8 protein-coding genes are annotated in these 15,509 nt (G+C 72.3%); 1 reads left to right on the top strand and 7 read right to left on the bottom strand.

All coding sequences use genetic code 11. The features are described from left to right. Positions 1-2 precede the first annotated feature (2 nt). The 4 genes from ACFY0K_RS39325 to ACFY0K_RS39310 all read right to left on the bottom strand — a co-directional run bounded on the left by ACFY0K_RS39325 (position 3) and on the right by ACFY0K_RS39310 (position 6,121). Complete coding sequence (locus ACFY0K_RS39325; RefSeq protein WP_390643878.1) at positions 3-2,198, bottom strand: 1,4-beta-glucanase; 2,196 nt, start codon at positions 2,196-2,198, stop codon at positions 3-5. Positions 2,199-2,421: 223 nt separating this feature from the next. After that, complete coding sequence (locus ACFY0K_RS39320; protein WP_390643877.1) at positions 2,422-3,366, bottom strand: carbohydrate ABC transporter permease; 945 nt, start codon at positions 3,364-3,366, stop codon at positions 2,422-2,424. Beyond that, positions 3,363-4,403, bottom strand: coding sequence for an ABC transporter permease (locus ACFY0K_RS39315; RefSeq protein WP_390643876.1), 1,041 nt, complete (start codon positions 4,401-4,403; stop codon positions 3,363-3,365). The genes ACFY0K_RS39320 and ACFY0K_RS39315 overlap by 4 nt, the downstream gene beginning before the upstream one ends. Before the next feature lie 26 nt (positions 4,404-4,429). Beyond that, positions 4,430-6,121 carry an extracellular solute-binding protein gene (locus tag ACFY0K_RS39310; RefSeq protein WP_390643875.1) on the bottom strand — a complete coding sequence of 564 codons (1,692 nt, stop codon included), beginning with the start codon at positions 6,119-6,121 and terminating at the stop codon, positions 4,430-4,432. Positions 6,122-6,514: 393 nt separating this feature from the next. Here ACFY0K_RS39310 and ACFY0K_RS39305 point away from each other — a divergent pair, with 393 nt between their 5' ends. Continuing rightward, positions 6,515-9,358, top strand: coding sequence for a glycoside hydrolase family 3 C-terminal domain-containing protein (locus ACFY0K_RS39305; protein WP_390643874.1), 2,844 nt, complete (start codon positions 6,515-6,517; stop codon positions 9,356-9,358). 154 nt (positions 9,359-9,512) lie between these two features. On the opposite strand, the gene ACFY0K_RS39300 is transcribed toward ACFY0K_RS39305, so the two are convergent. The 3 genes from ACFY0K_RS39300 to ACFY0K_RS39290 form a co-directional block, all read right to left on the bottom strand. Next, on the bottom strand, positions 9,513-10,961 hold the full coding sequence (locus ACFY0K_RS39300) for an aldehyde dehydrogenase family protein (protein WP_390643873.1): 1,449 nt from the start codon (positions 10,959-10,961) through the stop codon (positions 9,513-9,515). A 432-nt stretch (positions 10,962-11,393) separates the two neighbouring features. Next, positions 11,394-12,965 carry a PucR family transcriptional regulator gene (locus ACFY0K_RS39295; RefSeq protein ID WP_390643872.1) on the bottom strand — a complete coding sequence of 524 codons (1,572 nt, stop codon included), beginning with the start codon at positions 12,963-12,965 and terminating at the stop codon, positions 11,394-11,396. Positions 12,966-13,105: 140 nt separating this feature from the next. After that, positions 13,106-15,283, bottom strand: a complete 2,178-nt coding sequence (locus ACFY0K_RS39290) for an ATP-binding protein (RefSeq protein WP_390643871.1) — start codon at positions 15,281-15,283, stop codon at positions 13,106-13,108. Positions 15,284-15,509: the final 226 nt, after the last annotated feature.

Below are 15,509 nucleotides of genomic sequence, written 5' to 3'. Positions count from 1 at the left end.
GGTCATCGGACGGGGTCCCCGTACTGGATGCCGCGCCCGTTGGTGGCCAGGTAGACCCGGCCGTGGACGCGCGGGTCGCCGGTGACGGCCTGCCCGGTCCAGCCCCACTGGTGCCGGTCGTCGTTGATGCGGACCCAGGACCCGGCCTCGTCGTCGGAGCGGTGGACGGCCGTGCTGGACTCCGTGGAGCCGACCAGGTAGATCGCCGGGTAGCCGGCGCCGTCGGCGGCCTTCCCGAAGCCGAGGGTGTACGCGGCCCGGCAGCCGGCGACCCTGGCGAAGGTGGCACCCCCGTCGGTGGACCGGTACAGCCCGTTCCACTTGACGCTGAGCCACAGGTCACCGGACCTGCCGGGCGCCGCGACCAGCTGGAACTGACTGTCCCCGGAGGGCAGCCCAGTGGCACGCGCCGTGAACGAAAGGCCACTGTCAGTGCTGGCTTGTAGCGTTCCTGTGTCGGTGTCGTACGCGTAGAAGAGCGTCGGGTCGGCCGGGTCGGCGACCGGCGTGGCGCCCTTCGGGAAGGAGGAGATCTCGGTCCAGGTGGCGCCGTTGTCGTCCGACCGGTGGGCGGGGTACTTGGTCCCGTCCCAGTGCACGAAGGACCACAGCAGCACGCTGCCGTCGGCGTTGGCGGCGATCGGCCCCGGTGCGTCGTGGGCGAGGGAGGGCTGGGCGGCGAAGGGCGCCCAGGTCCGGCCCCCGTCGTCCGAGAAGGCGCCGTTGCCGTTGTCGCCCCAGCCGGCGCGGACCACGTACGCCGGCCTGCCCGCGGCCTGCGCGAGCCCCGTCGCCGACCCGAACACGGGGTTCGTGGCCATACCGCGGGACGGAGACGCGGTGAGCCGCTCGTGGTACAGGACGCCGATGTCCCCCGAGCCGCTCAGCAGGTGTGCCTCCCCGACCGGGGGCGACACCAGCTGAAGTACCGACGTCTCCTCCAGGCCGCGGACCTGCGGGGCCCAGTGGACGAGGTCGCGGGTGCCGTAGAGGGTGGCGCCGGTGCCGTAGACGACGTGCTCCGAGTCGTACGGGTCGACGGCGACGGCCTGGATCCACCACCCGAACTTGGGCTCGACGCCTCCCCACTTCAGGAAAGGAGTCTCGGACACGTCGAAGACGGCTGATTCCTTGAGGGACGTCCAGGTACGGCCGCCGTCGGTGGTCCGGTAGAGGGTGTCCACGGCCGTCCACCGGTTGTTCGTCGAGACGACGACGGTGCCGGGCCGGCGGGCGTCGACGGCGACCCCGCCGTAGCCGAACGTGTCGCCGCCGCCGGGTGCGACGGGCGTGACCTCCGTCCACCTGCCGGTGCCGGTGGCGAGCTTGTGCACGCTGCCGTCCGCCTGGCCGTTGGGGCCGGGGGCGTCGGCGTACGTCACGTACAGCTCGCGGGCGTGGCGGTCGTAGGCGGCGCGGACCGGGATCCTGGCGGAGGTGCCGGTGGGCCGGCCGGGTACGGCCTCCCACGTGGCCCCGTCGGTGGTGCGGTACAGACTGACGGCGGCCGCGCTGCCGTCGCCGTCCGCCCAGCCCGCGTAGACGGCACGGCCCGCGGCGACGAGGAGACTCACGCCCTGGCCGGAGGCGGAGGGAGTGGCGGGGAAGCCGTCGTCCTGCGCCCAGGACGCGCCCCGGTCCGTCGACTTGAGCAGCCCGTCGTGTCTCGTCCCCAGCCACAGGGTGTCGCTGTCCCGCGGGTCGACGAGGAGGCGTTCGCCCATGCCCCGGCCGTCCTCGTTGGCGCCGAGTTTCACGGTGAGGTCGGTGCGGGTCCAGGTGGTGCCGCGGTCGTCCGAGCGCAGGACCGCGCCGTTGCCGGCCCAGGACTGGGCGTAGGTGCCGAGGGCGAGGTAGAGCCGGTCGGGGTGGGCAGGGTCGACGGCCATCGCCTCCACGCCGAGGAGGTTCCAGTCGTCCCAGCCGAGGTGGTCGGTGAGGGGGGTCCAGCGGGCGGTGCGGGCGTCCCAGCGGTAGGCGCCGCCGATGTCGGTGCGGGCGTAGGCCAGGCCGGGGGTGGCGGGGTGGAAGAGGACGCCGGTGACGAATCCGGTGCCGCCGATGACTGCGTTGCGCCAGCGGTAGGCCTGCGGCTGGGGCTCGGCCGCTTGGGCGGTGGCGGTGAGCGTCGGGAGAGCGGTGAGGGCGGTTGTTGCTGCCGTACCGGCGAGAACGGTTCTGCGGCTCAGGGTGGGCATGGGGAACCTTCGGTGAGCGTGGGTTGGGTGGGTGGTCCGGGGCTGGGGCCGGGGGGTGGGGACGCTTACCGGCGCTTGCAGGGTGCCGCCGCGCCCACCCGTGCCGCCCCAGCGGCACGACTGCCCGCAGCTGAGAAGCTGCGACGCGGCACGCGGCTTCGAGATGGTGCGAATCACCCGCAGTCGCCGACGCTCCGACGCCACCCCCTTCAGAGGGCGACGGTCACCCCTTCACCGCCCCCGTGAGCATCCCCTTCTTGAAGTGCTTCTGGACGAACGGAGACAGGACCGCCACCGGCAGCAGTGCCATCACCATCACCGCCATCTGCACGGCGAGTCCGGACAGTTCGCCCGTCTTGATGGACTGGGCCAGTCCGACCGGGGCCTGCTGCTTCTGGACCAGCTGGATCATCACGTTCTGCAGCGGCATCTTGTCCTGGTCGATGAGGTACAGGGACGCGTTGAACCAGGCGCTCCAGTACCCGACCGCGTAGAACAGGGTGATCACGGCCAGCACCGCCCGGGACAGCGGCATCACGATCTGCCACAGGATCCGGAAGTCGCCGGCGCCGTCGATGCGCGCGCTGTCGGTCAGTTCCTGCGAGATGCCCATGAAGAACCCGCGCAGGACGAGGATGTTGAAGACGCTCACCGCGCTCGGGAGGATCAGCGCGAGGTAGCTGTCGGTGAGGCCCAGGGACTGGACCAGCAGATAGGTCGGGATCAGGCCGGCGCTGAAGAACATCGTCGCCAGCAGCAGCATCAGGAACCAGCGGTGGCCGAGCGAGCCGATGCGCGACAGGCCGTAGGCGCACAGGACCGACACGGTCATCGAGAACAGCGTGCCGACCAGGGTGATCAGGACGGAGATGACCGTGGCCCGGGTGACCTGGCCGCCGCTCAGCAGCTCCCGGTAGGCGACGAAGGTGATGCCCTTGGGGATCATCACGAGGCCGCCCGCCTCGTCGATGGTCTTCCGGGAGGACAGGCTGGTGACGACCACGATCCAGAGCGGGAACAGGACGGCGAGGCAGGCCAGGGTCAGGACCAGGCCCTTGCCGGCGACACCGGCCCTGCTCGGCTCCTCCTCCCAGACCGGGCGGGGCGGCGCGGCCCACCGGGACGGCGGCCGTTCCCGAACGGGAGGCTTGTCGGCGACGGCGGTCATTTCTTGTACACCCCCTGCTCGCCCATGAGATGGGCCACCTTGTTGGCGGCGAGGACCAGTCCGAGGCTGACCACGCCCTTGATGAGGCCCGCGGCGGCCGCGTAGCCGAAGTCCTGGTTGCGGACGCCGTTCCACCAGACGAAGGTGTCGAGGACCTCCGAGGCCCCCGGTCCCACGGCGTCGCGTTGCAGGAGGATCTGCTCGAAGCCGACCGTCAGCGCGTCACCGACCCGCAGGACCAGCAGGAGGGCGATGACCGGGCGCAGGGCGGGGAGCGTGACGTGCCAGGTGCGGCGCAGGCGGCCCGCGCCGTCCATCGCGGCGGCCTCGTAGAGGTCCGGGCTCACGGACGCGAGCGCCGCCAGGAAGACGATGATCCCCCAGCCCGCGTCCTTCCAGACGCTCTCCGCGGTGACCAGGAACTTGAAGGTCGACGGGTCGGTCATGATGTCCAGGCCGTCGTAGCCGTGCTGCCGCAGCACCTGCGAGAGCACGCCCGCGCCGCCGAAGATCTGCTGGAAGACGGAGATGACCAGCACCCAGGAGAAGAAGTGCGGGAGGTACAGCACCGCCTGGGCGATCGCCCGTACCCGGGGCCGGACCACGCTGTTGATGAGCAGTGCGAGGCCGATCGGGATCGGGAAGAACAGCACGAGCTGCAGGAAGAACAGCACCAGGGTGTTCTTCACCGCGTTCCAGAAGGCGGAGTCGGCGAAGATCTGCTGGAAGTTCTCCAGGCCCACCCACGCGCTGTGCAGCATGGAGACGACGCCGTTGTCGCTGACGTACGGGTCGTAGTCCTGGAAGGCGACGATGTTGCCGAGGATCGGCAGGTAGTTGAAGACCAGGAGCAGCAGGACCGCGGGCAGGGTCATCAGGATCAGGGCGCGGTCGCGTCTGAATCTGAGGCGCAGGCCGAGTTTCCCGGCGCTCGCCTTCTCGTGGGTTCCGGTGGCGCCGCCGGGTGCCACCGGAGTCCGCCCCGTACCGTCGTCGTCTGCCTCGGCCCTGCTGCGAGGCACCGTGCTGTGGGACACGGCCGTTCTCCTTGCCTCGGTGCGGGTCAGCTCGCCGACGAACCGTTGTCGTCGAGCAGCTTCTGGTACCAGTCGCGCAGCTTGTCGCCGCCCTTGCTCTTCCATTCGGCGACGGCCTGCTGCATGTCGCTGATCTTCTTGCGGCCGCGGGTGACGTCGTCCTCCAGCGTCTCGAAGTCGTCCATGAGGTTGGTGTAGCGGGACGGCTCGGTGATCATCTGACCGAAGAAGCTGGACTTCCTGGTGAAGGAGCCCATCCGCTGCTGCCACTCGACCTGCGCCTTGGCGACGTCGGGGAAGTCGGGGTGGGCGATGGTGGCCGCGGGGCTCGCGATCATGACGTAGGCGTTGATGACCTCGTTGTTGCCGCGGGTGGTCTTGGTGGGCACGCCGTCCTTGACGGTGTAGTGGGTGCCCTCGACGCCGTAGTTGGTGGCCATGTACTCCTTGGTGCCGTACGGCGCGGCGGTGGTGTTGGCGACGGCCAGCACGTCGTGGATCACGGACGCGGAGGCCTTCTTGTTGACGAAGGCGAAGATGCCGGCCGGCTGTTCGGCCCAGACCTGCGGGTTGCCGCCGTCGTGGCCGTAGACGTCCATGCCCCAGATCTTGAAGTCCGGGTTCTGGGTGGCCTGTTCGGCGGTGCGGCTCCACCACTGGCTGATGTCGTTGGGGTAGATCAGGAACTCGCCGGCCGCGAACTTGGGGCCCGCGTCGGGGGCGTTCTTGCCGAGCATGGCGTCGGGGTGCACGACCCCGGCGGCGAAGAGCTTGCGGGTCCACTCCAGCGCTTCGAGGTACTCGTCGGTCTCGATGCGGTTGATGAGCTTGCCGTCGACGAGGTTCCAGCCGAGCGGCTTCTCGCTGCCGGAGAGCACGCCGAACATCTGCCAGGCGGTCCACTTCATGTCCATGCAGGCCCAGCGCCTGGCCTTGGCGTTGGTGATCTCCTTGGCCAGGGAGAGGAACTCGGCCGCCGAGCGCGGAACTTCGTAGCCCTCCTTGTCGAAGATGTCCTTGCGGTAGAGGGGCACGATGTTGGTGACGTACGAGGACGGCATGGGGAGCCCGCGCAGCTTGCCGCCGAAGATGCAGCGCCGCCAGGCGTCGGTCGGGACGGCGGCGAGGTTCGGGTAGTCCTTGACCCTGTCGCCCGAGAGGTACGGGCCGAGGTCGGCGAACTTGCTGATGATGGCGGTGGGTATCTTGCCGCCCATGTTCCAGTTCGGGATGACGACGACGTCCGGTACGTCGCTGGAGGCGAGGACCGCGCCGAGTTTCTGGTCGTAGGTGTTGCCGTCCTGGTTCTGCCACTCGACGTCGACGCCGATCATGTCGTTCATCGCGTCGTAGTAGGGGTTGTCCTGCTTGGGCGGGGAGCCCCAGAACGGCGACATGACGGTGACCTTGCCGCCCTTGCCGAGCTTCTTCGGGACGGAGGTCTTCAGGGTCGCCAGGTCGAGCTTGCCGGTGAAGCCGATCGCCGAGCCGTTCTTCGACGGGATGTCCGGGGTCACCACGCTGCCCGCGACGTAGGCGGGCAGCAGCTTCTGTGCGCCCTTGCCCGCCGAGGAGCCTCCTCCCGACCCGCTGTCCGACGCCCCGCAGGCGGCGAGCAGCGGCATCCCGCCCGCCACCGCTGCGGTGGCGACTGCCGTGGAGGCGAGGAAAGTTCTCCGGCTCGGCCCGGAGGGGGCAGAAGCGGCGTTCGGCGTCATTGCGTCAACCCTTCGTGGCGCACCAGGACACCCGGCGGTGGCCGTCGGCTGCGGTGTCTCGAGTGGAACTGGCTGAGCCGAAGCGATCCTCCGGCCACGGTCATGCGTCCTTGGGCCGGACGGGGCCGGTCGGCCGGCCGGTGGCCGCCAGTCGGCTGGTCGACGGGCGGGGCGGTCGGCTAGTCGAAGCGCTTCGATGTTGCTGCGAGGTTAAGTGAACACCCGGGGGTGCACAAGGGCCGCTCCCAAGATTCCCCCGAGGTCTTGGGGATGACCTCTCCTTATGCGCCACTTGATTTTTCGGTGAGCGTCTCTTGACACCCGACGGTGCGTCGAATGAGCATCGAAGCGCTTCGAAAGCTCCGCGTCGCTCCATCGCAAGGGGAACCGCACGTGACCGCTCAAACGCCGCCCACGCCGCCTTTCCGCGATCCTCGCCTGCCGTTCGCGAAGCGCATCGACGATCTGCTGGCCCGGCTCACCCTGGACGAGAAGGTCTCCTTCCTGCACCAGTTCGCGCCCGCCGTGGAGCGCCTCGGCATCGCCGCCTTCCGAACCGGCCAGGAGGCCCTGCACGGGGTGGCCTGGATGGGCCCGGCGACGGTGTTCCCGCAGGCGGTGGGCCTGGGCGCGAGCTGGAACACCGATCTCGTCCGGCGGGTCGGCGAGGCCGTGTCCAAGGAGGTCCGCGCCATGCGCGCCCGTGACGACCGGGTCGGCCTCAACGTCTGGGCTCCGACGGTGAACCTGCTGCGCCACCCGCTCTGGGGCCGCAACGAGGAGGGCTACTCCGAGGACCCGAAGCTGACCTCCGCCGTCGCCACCGCCTACACCCGCGGTCTGCGCGGCGACCACCCGGTGTACTGGCGCACCGCGCCCCTCCTCAAGCACTGGCTGGCCCACAACAACGAGACGGACCGGGCCACCTCGTCCTCCTCGGTCCGCCCGCGGGTGCTGCACGAGTACGACCTGCGGGCATTCAGAGAGACCGTGGAGGCGGGCGCGGTGGCCGGTGTGATGCCCGCGTACAACCTGGTCAACGGCCGCCCCAACCACGTCTCCCCCTACCTGCGTGAGCAGTTGCGCACCTGGACGGAGGAGGATCTGCTGGTCTGCTCCGACGCCGGCGCGCCCAGCAACCTGGTCGACCACGAGCACTACTTCGCCACGCACGAGGAAGCGACCGCGGCCGCCCTGCTCGCCGGCGTCGACAGCTTCACCGACCACGGCACGGACAGCTCGCAGATCATCGCCCGGGTCGACGGCGCCCTCGCCCAGGGGCTGCTGACGGAGAAGGACATCGACACGGCGGTCCGCCGCCACCTCTCGGTCCGCTTCCGCCTCGGCGAGTTCGACCCGCACGACGATCCGCACGCGGGGACCGGCGAGTTCGACAGCCCGGCCCACCGCGCCCTCGCCCAGGAGGCGGCCGAGCAGGCGGTGGTCCTGCTGAAGAACGACGGCGACCTGCTGCCGCTCGCACCCGACGCCCGGATCGCCGTGGTCGGTCTCCTCGCCGACGAGTGCAAACTCGACTGGTACAGCGGCACCCTGATCCACCGCTCCACTCCGCTGGAGGGCCTGTACGAGCGGTTCGGCGCGGAGCGCGTGGAGTTCGCCGAGGGGGTCGACCGGGTCCGGCTGCGGCTCACGGACGGCGCCTTCCTGCACGTGCCGCCCGCCCCCGCGGCCGCCGACGAGGCACGCGGCGCGGCCGGCGCCCTGGACCCGGCGCTGCTCGCGGGCCGCACCGACCTCCCGCCGCTGACCACCGACGCCACCGGCACCGAGTTCGCCCTGGCCGACTGGGGCGAGGGCGTCCTCACCCTCCGCGCCCCGGACGGCCGCTACCTCTCCGTCGCCGAGGACGGCTTCGTCCGCGCCGCCGCGGACCAGCCCGGCGGCTGGGTCGTCCAGGAGACGTTCCGCCTGGAACCCCACGAGAACGGTCACCTCCTCCGGCACCTCGGCACGGGTCGCCACGTCTCTGTCGCCGCCGACGGCGTGAAGGTTGCCGCCGAGAACGCCTCGATCCTCGAATTGATCATCGTCGAACGGGGTGCGGAGGCCGTCGCCAGGGTGGCCGCCGCGGCCGACGCGGTCCTGGTGGTCGCGGGCAACGACCCGCACGTCAACGGCCGCGAGACCGAGGACCGTACGACCCTGGCCCTGCCCCCGCACCAGGAGCGCCTGCTGCGGTCCGCCCGTGCCGCGAACCCGCACACGGTGCTGGCGCTGGTGTCGTCGTACCCGTACGCGGTGGACGTGGCCCGGCTGCCCGCCGTGCTCTGGACGGCCCACGGCGGCCAGGCGGCCGGCACCGCGCTCGCCCGTGTCCTGGCCGGCGACGTCTCCCCCGCGGGCCGCCTCCCGCAGACCTGGTACGCCTCCGACGCCGACCTCCCCGGCCTGCTCGACTACGACGTGCTCGGCGCCCGCCAGACCTACCTCTACTTCGAGGGCACCCCGCTGTTCCCCTTCGGCCACGGCCTGTCCTACGCGTCCTTCCGCTACGCGGACCTGGCGACCGAGGTCGCGGAGGAAACCCTCCGGGTCTCCTTCACGGTCGCCAACACGGGCGACGTACCGGCGGACGAGGTGGCCCAGCTCTACACCCGGGCCGCCGAGCCGTCGGCGGTCCGCCCGCGCCGCGAACTCCTGGCCCACCGCCGGCTCACCCTGGCGCCCGGCGAACGAACCCTGCTGACCTTCGAAGTCCCGCTCTCCGCCTTCGGGTTCTGGGACGTGGCACGAAGCGGCCGGCGCCGCGAACCGGGCCCGTACGACCTCCTCGCCGGCGCGTCCAGCACGGACATCCGCCTCCGTACGACGGTGGTCCTCGACGGCGAGCCCACGGCACCGCGGTCCGTCACCTCCGCGTCGGGTCTGGAACCGGCGGACTTCGACGAGCAGTCGGGCGTCGCGATCGTGGACCGCACCCGGACGGCGGGCGACGCGGTCACCCCGGCGGACGGCGGCACGGGCCAACTCGTCTACCGGAACTGCGACTTCGGGACCGGCACGACGGAGGTCACGGTCGGGGTCGCGGGCCGGGGCACCCTGGAACTCTCCCTCGACGGCGCCCCGCCCCTGGCCGCACTCACCCTCGACGAGCCGACCCGCGACGCCTACACCTACACCTCCCTCACGGCCCCCCTCACCGCCGACGGCGTGCACGACCTCCACCTCGAACTGCGCGGCCCCCTACGGCTCGCGCACGTCGGCTTCTCCGGTTGAGGGTCCGGAACGGCCGGCACGGACAGGGGCCCGGCACCGGAAGGCATCGGCGCCGGGCCCTTGCTGAAACAGCTCCCGTCGAACGGATAACGGCCGCAGCCCCCGCACAGCGGGCTGCGGCCGTTCCGTCGCTCTCCGGTCCGTCCGTGGCAGGTCAGAGGGCGAGGCCCGTGAGCACCAGGACGCGCTCGTAGGTGTAGTCGTCCATGGCGAACTTGACGCCCTCGCGGCCGACGCCGGACTGCTTCACGCCGCCGTACGGCATCTGGTCGGCGCGGTAGGAGGGGACGTCGCCGATGACGACGCCGCCGACCTCGAGGGCGCGGTGGGCGCGGAAGGCGCCCTGGAGGTCGTGGGTGAACACGCCCGCCTGGAGGCCGTACTTGGAGGCGTTGACGGCGGCGAACGCCTCGGCCTCGCCGTGCACCTTCTGCACCGTGAGGACGGGACCGAAGACCTCCTCGCACGAGATGGTGGTGTCCTCCGGCACGTCGGTGAGGACGGTCGGCGCGAAGCTGGCGCCGTCGCGGTCGCCGCCGGTGACCAGGGTGGCGCCGGCCTCGACGGCCTCCTTCACCCACGCCTCGACCCGCTCGGCGGCCGCCTCGCTGACCAGCGGGCCGACGTCGGTGTTGTCGTCGGCGGGGTCGCCGGTGACCTGGGCCTCGACGGCGGCGACGATGCGCGGCAGGAGCCGGTCGTAGACGGCGGCGTCGGCGATGACCCGCTGGACCGAGATGCAGGACTGGCCGCCCTGGTAGTTGGAGAAGGTCGCGATGCGGGTGGCGGCCCAGTCGAGGTCGGCGTCGCTCGCGTAGTCGCCGAGGACGACGGCCGCGCCGTTGCCGCCGAGCTCCAGGGTGCAGTGCTTGCGGGGCACCGAGTCCATGATCGAGTAGCCGACCTTCTCGGAACCGGTGAAGGAGATGACCGGGAGGCGCTCGTCCTGGACGAGGGCGGCCATCTTGTCGTTGGCGACCGGGAGGATCGACCAGGAACCGGCCGGGAGACCGGTCGTCTCGGCGAGCAGGTCACCGATGATCAGGCCGGAGAGGGGGGTGGCCGGGGCCGGCTTCAGGATGATCGGCGCGCCGGCCGCGATCGCCGGGGCGATCTTGTGGGCGCACAGGTTGAGGGGGAAGTTGAACGGCGCGATGCCGAGCACGACGCCCTTCGGGAAGCGGCGGGTCAGCGCGAGGCGGCCCTGGCCCCCGAGGTCGGTGTCCAGCCGCTGGGCCTCGCCGCTGTTGAAGCGGCGGGCCTCCTCGGCGGCGAACCGGAACACGGAGACGGCGCGGCCGACCTCGCCGCGGGCCCACTTGATCGGCTTGCCGTTCTCGGCGGAGATCAGCTGGGCTATCTCCTCGGTGCGCTCGGCCAGGCGGCGGCTGACGTGGTCGAGGGCGGCGGCGCGTACGTGGGCGGGGGTGGCGGCGAACTCGTCCCGTACGGCGTACGCGGCGGCGACGGCTTCCTCGACCTGGGCGTCGGTGGGCACGCTGACCTTGCCGACGAGACGGGCGTCCCACGGGTTGGTGACGTCGAAGGTGTCCTCGCCGGTGGCCTGGCGGCCGGCGAGCCAGAAGGCGTGGGTGGCGGTCATTGCGAGTCCCGGCCCTTCCGCGTTGGGGGTGGGTGTGTGCAGGGTGTTCGGCTCCACGGTAGGTCGATGGGGCCGAGGGCGCGTTTGTCCGGGGTGTAGTGGTGGGGGTGGGGGGTGCGCCGGATTGGCACGGTGCGGGCGGGGCAGGTCGCTTGCCCGTTCCGGGGGCTGCCCCGCCCCCGGACCCCCGCTTCGGCCTCCGGCCTCGTCCTCAAAGGCCGGACGGGCTGGAAAGTGGGGTGCGGGCCCGTCGTTACAGGCCGGGCTCCCGCTCTCAGCACCGGGCACGGTGAGAAACCCAGGGGCGCGAGGAACTGCGCGGCCAGCCCGGTACGGGCCGCAGACGGCAGTGGAGCTGCAGGCCGTCGGCCTGTGCCGAGACGGTGAGGTCTCAGCTGAGCGAGTCGGGTGGGTGGGTGGGCAAGGACCCGGCTACTCCCCCGACGTCGCCTTCAGTGCCAGCCACAGTTCCATCCGGACGTCCGGGTCGTCCAGGGAGCGGCCCAGGATCTCCTCCACCCTGCGCATCCGGTAGCGGAGCGTGTGCCGGTGGACGCCGAGGTCTGCCGCCGCCGCGTCCCACTGGCCGTGCCGGGAGAGCCACGCCCGCAGGGAGGCGACCAGGTCACCCCGGCCGGTCGCGTCGTGCTCGTACAGCGCCCTGAGCAGACCGTCGGCGAACGCCTTCACCGCGTCGTCGGCGAGGAGCGGAAGGACCGATCCCGAGGCCAGCTGGTCGTGCTCGACCAGGACCCGGCCCCTGCGCCGGGCCACGGACAGCGCCTGTTCGGCCTGCTTGTACGCGGCCGCCGCGGCGATCGGGCCGGACGGCGCGGAGAGGCCCACCACCAGTTCGTCGTCCTCGCCGCCGCCCTGCTCCGCCGGCACCGCCCGCGCCGCCTCCCGTGCCGCCGCGTACTCCACGCACGCCGCCACCGCCGCGCCCCCGTCCGCGGCCAGCACCACCAGCCGCTCCCCCTCGGGCACCAGCAGCACCGCCTCCCCGGCACGGGCCGCGGCCGACTCCACCGCCTCGGTGAGACCGGCCAGCACCTCGCCGCCGCCCGCGTCCGCGACGATCATCCGGAAGGGGGCGTCGAGCAGCCCGCCGTACAGGTCCCCGGCGACCCCGCGGGCGTGGTCCGGCTGCCCGGCGAGCAGCATGCGCAGCACCGCCGCCCCGACCCGCTGCTCGGCCGCGTGCAGCGAGCGGGAGCGTTCCGTCGTGAGGGTCAGGAGGGCGATCGCGGAGTGGACGGCGTAGCGCTCCGCCGTGCCGAGCGCCGAGGCCGTGCCGACCGCCAGGGCCGCCCGCGGACGGCGGCCGGTACCGAGGGAGTGCAGTTCCACCCGGTCCTCGTTGTCGGGGCCGCCGACCACCGAGGACGCCGGTGCCGGGCGTTCCCGCAGGCGTTCCACCTCCGCCGTCAGGCGCGCCGCCCGGCGCCCCGCCCACTCCGGTGCCGTCGCGACGACCGCGCCGGACGCGTCGTACAGCGCCGCCCAGCCGTCCACCTGCGCGGCGAGCGCGGCGAGCAGGCCCTCCGGGCCGGCGTTCAGCGCCTGCCTGGTCAGTTCACGCTGGGCGGCGAAGCCCGCCGTCACCGCGCGGTACTGGTCGGCCGCTATCGCCGCCGAGACGGCCTTGCTGATCGCGAGGAAGGGGGTGCGGCGCGGCACCTCCAACAGGGGCAGGCCCTCGTGTTCCGCCGCGTCGACCAGGGCCTCGGGGATCTCTTCGTAGTTGACCCCGACGGCGAAACCGAGGCCCACCACACCGGCTCCGACCAGCCGTTTCACGTACTTCCGCATCGCCTCCGGATTCTCCGCGTCCAGCTTCAGCGCGGTGATCAGGAGCAGTTCCCCGCCCTCCATGTAGGGCACCGGGTCGGCGAGTTCACTGACATGGGCCCAGCGCACGGGCACGTCGAGGCGGTCCTCGCCCGCGCGCACGGTCAGTTTGAGCGCGGAGTGGTGGACGAGCGAGGCGAGCGTCGGTGGCATCAGGCCGTCAGATCTTCTCTTGGGTCGAAGGCGTCGTGAGCGCCGTGAGCGTCGTGAGTGAGGCCAGTGGTCTTTGGCCGTGCCGTATGAACGGCCTCTGTCGATTCTGCCTCACTGTACGGTCGCGTGTGCCCCGGTGTTCAGAGCCGGCCGCCTGCCCTGAGGTCCACCAGGAGCGGAGGCGCGTGCTCGCCCTTGACCGTGGTGAGGGAGAGGACCGCATGGCCCGGTGGCAGACCGTGGGCCAGTTCCGAGGCCGACCAGCGCTCGCGCTCCACCTGCCGGACGGTGACGGCCCGTGCCGTGGCCGCCTTGCCGGTGATCACCCGGCGTACGACGTGCAGCGCCTTGCCCGCCGGGGTCTCCGCGATGATCTGGCGGTCGGTGACGTCCCGGGCCTCGGTCCACTCCTTGCCCCAGACCTCGGCGAAGTCCTGCCCGTCCCAGGGGGTGAGCCCGGCGAAGGCCATCCTGCAGCCGGCGGCACCGAGCAGCGGGCCGCGGAGCGGGCGGGGTACGTCGTCCAGGGTGCGCAGGGTCAGCACCACGCCCGCGTTGGCGGAGCGCAGCCGCTGGACGGCGCGGACCGCCTCCGGCGTCACCACGCCCGTCGCGTCGTCCAGGAGCAGGCAGGAGAAGAGCGAGCGGTCGTCCCGTACCGCGACGCTCGCCGTGAACTGGGCGAGCACCAGGCGGGCCAGGATGCGGGAGGCGTCCGCGTGGCCGCGCTCGGGCAGGTCGATGCGGACCCGGACCGGGTGGTCGAGGGCCTTGAGGGAGAAGGGCCGGGACTGGCCGGAGGTGTCGAAGAAGCCGGCGAAGGCCGGGCGGTCGAGGAGGGCGATGCGGTCGGCGAGGACCGCGCCGACGTCCCCCGGGTGTCCCATCTGGCGTTCCCGCGCGTCGAGCTCGCGCAGCAGCGACTCGTGGCCGGTCGTCGTCAGGGCCTTGCGGAGCGCGGCGAGCGGGCCGGGGGCGCCGTCGAGGAGCTGGCGCAGTTCGGGGACGGAGGGGAAGCGGCCGTGGACCGCCCGGAACGGGCCGAGCAGCTGGGCGAGGACGGTGGTGGAGCGGCGGCTGTCGCTGCCGGGGTGCGGGTCGGCGAGGTCGCCGGCGAGGGCCTCGGCGAGTATGGCGGCGGCCTCGTCGGGGTCGGTGGTGCCGCCGTACAGGTCGAGGTCGTAGACGGACTCGGGGTGGGCGATGCGGACGACGACGTCGTAGGCGTCGGCGGGTCCGAGGCCGGCGCCGGCCGCGCCGACGACGACCACGGAGGCGCGGCCGGCGAGCGCGTGCAGGCAGAGCGACTCGGCGAGCGGGCGGACCAGGCTGCCGGTCTTGCCGGAGCCGGCCGGGCCCACGGCGAGCAGCGAGGTGCCGAGCAGTTCGGGGCCGAGGGCGAGGCCGGTGCCCCGGTACCGGTAGGGGTTGCGCGGGTCGTCGGCGGTGGTGCCGAGCCGGACCTGGCCGGTGACCAGGTCGTGGCGGGCATGCCGGGCGGGCAGGTCGCGTTCGCCGGAGGGGTGCAGGCAGGCGGCGGCGCCGTCCTTGACCACGGCCGCGGTGAAGGTGGCCATGGTGTGCCGGCCGCTGCGTACGCCCTGCCAGGCGCGGGCGATCCGGGCGTGGTCCACGTCCCGCATCAGCCCGCTGCGCGCCTCACCGGCGAGCCGGTCGGCGGCGGCGTCGGCACCGGCTGCCCGCAGGTGGGGCCATTGGGCGGGGTCCTCCGACGGCGCCGGCGGCTCCTGGCGGGTTCCCGCGGTCGCCGCGGCCCTGAACCGGGGCGCCACGAACCGGCGCCACACCTCACCCCACCGGCCGAGCTTGCCCACCACGAGCATGATGGTGAGGGCGACCAGGTACGTGTACCCCTCGTAGATGAAGCGGGTCGCGGTCGGTGAGATCGTCGCGTTCGCGCCCTGCCACGAGGCGGGGAGGAGCAGCTGGAGCGGCAGCCCCCACCACGCCCCCAGGTACCCGTGCGTCAGCAGGGACCAGACCAGCCACCCCACCAGAAAGGCGATCAGGGCGCCGCTGAGCAGTTGCCGGGTGGGCAGTTCCTCGGGTTCCTGCTCCGCCCGCGCCCGGTACCCGAACCGCCACACCCCCGGTGCCGCCTCGGGCCGGGGTGCGCGCAGCCACGCCAGGAAAGCCGAGCCGTCCGGCAGCGGTGGTACCGCCGTCGGTGGTGCCGTGGGCCGTGGCGGTACCGCGGGCGCCTCGGCCGGCACCGCGCCCGCGTCCTGCGGCGCCGCCGGACGCGGTACGGGGTTCGCATGCGTACGCCGCGTGTCCCGCGTCCCGTCGCTGTCCATCGCTCTCGCTCCCTGACCAGCCGTTCTTCAGTCCACCGTCAGCGGCCAATCTAACGCCCTCGCAAGGGGAGTTCACCGCTTACGCGGCCGGGGAGCCGTCCGGCCGGACACCGGTCCCCCGACCGCACTATGTCCATCGCGGACAACGTCACTCTCCGACAACGCCCACATGGAGCATGCCCACCTCCCACGCCCGGCCCTAGCCTGCGAAGAAAGAAGGAAAGCG

Source organism: Streptomyces sp. NPDC001507, from assembly GCF_042894765.1.
Taxonomy (GTDB): Bacteria; Actinomycetota; Actinomycetes; order Streptomycetales; family Streptomycetaceae; genus Streptomyces.
Note: the sequence above shows the minus strand (reverse complement) of the source record. Positions and strands in the feature narration are given on the sequence as shown.

Excerpts from the sequence above, each read along its gene's own strand:
- ACFY0K_RS39325 (WP_390643878.1), bottom strand. The coding sequence starts at position 2,198 with ATGCCCACCCTGAGCCGCAGAACCGTTCTCGCCGGTACGGCAGCAACA.
- ACFY0K_RS39320 (WP_390643877.1), bottom strand. The coding sequence starts at position 3,366 with ATGACCGCCGTCGCCGACAAGCCTCCCGTTCGGGAACGGCCGCCGTCC.
- ACFY0K_RS39310 (WP_390643875.1), bottom strand. The coding sequence starts at position 6,121 with ATGACGCCGAACGCCGCTTCTGCCCCCTCCGGGCCGAGCCGGAGAACT.
- ACFY0K_RS39300 (WP_390643873.1), bottom strand. The coding sequence starts at position 10,961 with ATGACCGCCACCCACGCCTTCTGGCTCGCCGGCCGCCAGGCCACCGGC.
- ACFY0K_RS39295 (WP_390643872.1), bottom strand. The coding sequence starts at position 12,965 with ATGCCACCGACGCTCGCCTCGCTCGTCCACCACTCCGCGCTCAAACTG.
- ACFY0K_RS39290 (WP_390643871.1), bottom strand. The coding sequence starts at position 15,283 with ATGGACAGCGACGGGACGCGGGACACGCGGCGTACGCATGCGAACCCC.